The 4,417-nt window shown below is 39.9% G+C and carries 4 protein-coding genes; all 4 read right to left on the minus strand.

From position 1 onward, the window contains the following. Positions 1-91: 91 nt before the first annotated feature. The 4 genes from GSY74_RS10635 to GSY74_RS10650 all read right to left on the minus strand — a co-directional run bounded on the left by GSY74_RS10635 (position 92) and on the right by GSY74_RS10650 (position 4,268). Entirely contained in the window at positions 92-1,333 is a 1,242-nt protein-coding gene (locus GSY74_RS10635; RefSeq protein ID WP_164665117.1) for an OmpP1/FadL family transporter, read from the minus strand. A 209-nt stretch (positions 1,334-1,542) separates the two neighbouring features. Then, positions 1,543-2,784, minus strand: coding sequence for a lipase family protein (locus GSY74_RS10640; RefSeq protein ID WP_164665119.1), 1,242 nt, complete (start codon positions 2,782-2,784; stop codon positions 1,543-1,545). A gap of 102 nt (positions 2,785-2,886) precedes the next feature. Next, positions 2,887-3,780, minus strand: coding sequence for a deoxyribonuclease IV (gene nfo / locus GSY74_RS10645; protein ID WP_164665121.1), 894 nt, complete (start codon positions 3,778-3,780; stop codon positions 2,887-2,889). Continuing rightward, complete coding sequence (locus GSY74_RS10650; RefSeq protein WP_164665122.1) at positions 3,777-4,268, minus strand: hypothetical protein; 492 nt, start codon at positions 4,266-4,268, stop codon at positions 3,777-3,779. The genes nfo and GSY74_RS10650 overlap by 4 nt, the downstream gene beginning before the upstream one ends. Between the last annotated feature and the right edge of the window lie 149 nt (positions 4,269-4,417).

Below are 4,417 nucleotides of genomic sequence, written 5' to 3' on the forward strand. Positions count from 1 at the left end.
CTCATCACCAACGAATAGGGCAGTTTTTCGCCCTATATTTTTAGCTTGGGTGTTGATGAGGTCATAGAAGTTATTAAATGCGTACTCCATCTTAGAACTCGTAACTCAACCCTGCGGTAAATAGCTGAGCTCCACCACCAGAGAACTTACCTATGATTCCATTGTCATTCTCACCAGCATTTAGTGTTATCTCCTCTTTATCATCATATAGATACGCAAAACCCCAAGAGAGATTTTTGGTGGTATCAAATCGCAGACCAATAGAGTAGATATTGGCATCACTATCAGGAAGCTCATAGCTTAGATATTTTTTTGGAACAGGTGACTCATCCTTAGAATATGCCATCATTAGCGTGATATTATCAAAATCAATGGTTGCACCAAGTCTATAGGTATTGGTATCTTCCCAATCTTTGGTTTTTGGTGTATCAAAAATAGGAACCAGTGAGGCAGGTTGGATAGCAGAACCGTAGTTGAAATCCAACTCCTCATAAGCTGACCAGTAGGTTCTCTCATAATTAAACTCTAGCGTATATCTGTCCGACCAAGTCTTACTAACAGCCAAGTTTAGAGCAGCAGGAAGAGGAACGCTAACCTCCGCACTATACTGATGACCCATATCTCCCATATAGAGATTGGCTTCTCCCTCTTCGTCGAGGTCGATATTGGAGCGATAGGTTGCTGCAACATTTACAGAGGGCATTGGCTTATAGGTCATGGCTAGATTATATCCATACTCTATTGTATCACCCTCCATCTCTCTCTTGATAGGTTTAGTTGTACCTGAACCATCACTATATACAGTTCCCTCTGAGTAGATTAATCGCAGACCACCACCAAATGCTAAGTTGTCCATAGCTTTGTATGAGACTACAGGGTTTACCTCAATAATCTTTAGTGAAAACTCCTCTGCTGATAGTTTCTGATAAGGAGTCTCCCATCTTTTGGTAAGCCCACCTGGGACAGTCAAACTTGCACCCCATCTTAGACCATTACCAAGAGGTTTAGAGACATAATGTATAAATGGCAGATGTAGGTCTTCACACACTGAACCTCCACTAGCACCATAGACCTCTGTTGCTGAAAAAGCTTGGTGTCCTTCAAATGCGTTGCTTGGTAGATGAGCCCATGTTAGTCCTACCTCCATAAACTGCTTGTCGGATTTCAAAAATGCCATATTGGCAGGGTTAAAGTAGGCTGTATCTGCTCCATCAGTATGTGCCACATACGCCGCACCCAGTGCCATAGAGTTGAGTGATTGTTCTGGTACTTTGTATGCACCTGCTAGAACCAAAGAGCTTGTTACTACACTTAGTGTTATTATCTTTTTCATTTATTATCCTTATAGTAGATTCTCATAGAGTATGAACAGAGTCCATACTCTATTTAGTCACTAAAGCTTGACTCGTTCCCATCCGTCCTCGGTGGGAATGCATACAAGAGTTATAATTACTAGAAAGTGTCAAAACTCCATAGAATCATAAACTCTCATATACACTCCCACGCAGGAGCGATGGGAGCGAGTCAAAAGTGACTCACATCCTAATACCCAATGGTTGCTTTTCTTACATCAGCAAACATCTTTGTTGTCAGCTGATATGCAGGTGTTCCACACTCACTATGTCCAATAGTTTCAGGCAGACCAAGAGTTGCTTCAACTGGAATAAGTGCGACATCCTCTGCACCCATCGCTTTCATAGTCCCCTCTGTTATCTGTGCAATTCCATAAGGGATAACATCATCACTCTTGCAATGAACCAGTCTGACAGAGGTCTTTGGAACCCAAGCATGAACAGAGTTCTCTACTACAGCTTCTCTAAACCAATGCTCTGAACTAGCAAAAAAATTACCTGCAAATGTTGCGGTAAAGAGTCCATCATCTCCTGCTGTCTTAGTTGTCAACTCTGGGTCAATCAGGTCTCTAGCTATTGAGCCATCAAATAGAGTAGGTAGTTTAGAGGCATATGGTTCATTGATAATAGTTGACAGCTCTTTACCATAAGCTTCACCATAAGCATAACCGATATTTGCCATAAATGATGGAACCGATAGTGTTGGTTGTGAGAGAACACCAAATGCAGTAACATTCAAGTCATAAGGTCCAGCCATTGGTGCTGCCATCGTGACAGTTAACTCTCCCTCTGCCTCTATCTTTTGAAGCGTTGCCATAGCAGCGTAACCACCTTCACTATAACCTGTCAAGAACAGCTGTTCATTTAATTTAATGCTATTGTCCGTTGCAAATGTTTTAACTGCTTTGATAAAATCAATAGAGGCAGATGCGAGAGATTTTTTGAGTATAAATGGATGGTAGTGGTCATTAGAGTCACCAAAACCGATATAGTCAGGTTGCAATGTTGCAAAACCACCGATAGATGTCAAAAGAATAGATGAACCAATAGGTGTGCCATAAGTTACCGCTCCTGTGGTAGGTGCATCAAGATTAGCAAAGATGGTTCCGTGGTCATCACTTACCATCGAAAGACCTATCTGACCAACAGCAGGTGGCATACCTGTAGGGATTACAAACAGACCCGAAGCCTCTACTTCAACTCCCTCTTCATCGGTTGTTGTGTAGGGTACTTTATAAGCTTTGTATCCAAATACAGTTGTACTATCTGTTACTGCACCTTTTGCCATTAGTGACTTTTTCATCTGCACAGCAGAGAAGTCTACTACTAGTTCTCCACCTTTTACGCTCTCCTCTGGATTGTCTAAACCATCACCACAACCTATAAAAAGTAGTGGTGTTATAAGTGCTACTGTTTGTATTATATTTTTCATGTTTCCTCCTTGTGAATCCTGTAGGGTGCGATTGCTATCGCACCATCTTTTTTGTGCGATAGCAATCGCACCCTACGAAAATATTACCTCAATTTTTTTCAACTACACCTCCTCTATTAAATTGTATAACGCTTCAATCTCTCTATCCCAAATATCAGAGTTAATCGTCTCCAAAACCAGTGGAATACCGTCCATCCGTGAATCATTCATAATAAACCTAAACGCATCCCATCCAATCTCACCCTCACCCAAAGAGTGGTGTCTATCCACACGACTACCAAGTTTTGGTTTAGAGTCATTGATATGCATCCCACAGAGATACTCAAAACCTACTAATTTCTCAAACTCATCCATTGTCTTATCATACGCTTCTAGTGTACGCAAATCATACCCACTAGTAAATGTATGACAGGTATCCAAGCAGACACCCACTCGACTCTTATCCTCTACTTTATTAATTAGATGACCTAGATGCTCAAATTTATATCCTAGATTTGTGCCTTGTCCTGCTGTATTCTCTATAACTAATTTTACATCCAAATCTTTAGTAGCCTCTATAGCTAGATTCATCGACTCTGCTATCAAGTTCAAGCAGTTAAGCTCTGCTTCCATGATTTTATCAGCATACTCTGGGTCTTTTTTACCTACCTTGACCAAGTGACTACCAGGGTGAAAGTTGAGTAGTTTTAATCCCAGTTGGTCACAACGAATCAGCTCATCTATAAAAGCCTCTCTTGATTTTTCTAGCTTTTCTATATCAGGATTTCCAAGATTGATGAGGTAGCTATCGTGAGGAAGCACATATTTTGGCTCTATCCCCGATTTTTTGAGATTAGCTTTAAAACTCTCTATCATCTTCTCTTCAAGAGGTTTTGCCACCCACTGTCTCTGGTTTTTAGTAAAAAGAGCAAAAGCCTTTGCCCCTATCTTTATCGCATTGAGTGGAGCATTATCCACCCCACCACTTGCACTAACATGTGCACCTACAAACTTCATTGTTTTTTTACCTTAATAACTATTTTATTTATTTTATCACGAAAAACTCTTTTTCCACTTATAACAGAATAAGTTATATCATATTTATCATCTTTTTTTAACTTTTGACTAAAACCATTAGCGTTCTCTTCAAATCCTTTTTTATTAAATATAGGCTCACCCCTAAATATATTTTCAAGAAGAGTCTCAGGGTAGTTAGGTGAGAGCATTTTGGCATTAAAATCTTTTTTATCCATACACTCAAATGTTGACATACAGACATTTACAGGATTAATATCCAAACTAACCAGAGGTTGCCCCATGCTATAGATTTCCACCTTTACAAAAGAGTCACTTTTGTATATAAAGCCCATATCAGCATACTTCATAGTAGCTGTTTTGATGACGATAAATGCACTCTCTTGATTCTCTTTTTTGATAAGATTTTTGCCTGTACATCCATTGAAGAGAAGAAGAGTAGCGATATAGAGTCCTATTTTTTTTATCATGACGATTTGAATCCTTTGGACATTTTGCAAAACTAGGAACCGATGGCTTTAGCCCAATGCCAATGAATTAGCGAGGCTGAAGCCATCGGTTCCGTATATGCAATCTGCATTTTCGGAATCGGCGTGTTTACACCCGAACTATTTGGTTC

Source organism: Sulfurovum sp. bin170 (genome assembly GCF_010892395.1).
In the GTDB taxonomy this organism is placed as follows: Bacteria; Campylobacterota; Campylobacteria; order Campylobacterales; family Sulfurovaceae; genus UBA1140.

What these genes read in the sequence shown, in the direction of transcription:
- GSY74_RS10635 (WP_164665117.1), bottom strand. Translation starts at nt 1,333, where the DNA reads ATGAAAAAGATAATAACACTAAGTGTAGTAACAAGCTCTTTGGTTCTA.
- GSY74_RS10640 (WP_164665119.1), bottom strand. Translation starts at nt 2,784, where the DNA reads ATGAAAAATATAATACAAACAGTAGCACTTATAACACCACTACTTTTT.
- nfo (WP_164665121.1), bottom strand. Translation starts at nt 3,780, where the DNA reads ATGAAGTTTGTAGGTGCACATGTTAGTGCAAGTGGTGGGGTGGATAAT.
- GSY74_RS10650 (WP_164665122.1), bottom strand. Translation starts at nt 4,268, where the DNA reads ATGATAAAAAAAATAGGACTCTATATCGCTACTCTTCTTCTCTTCAAT.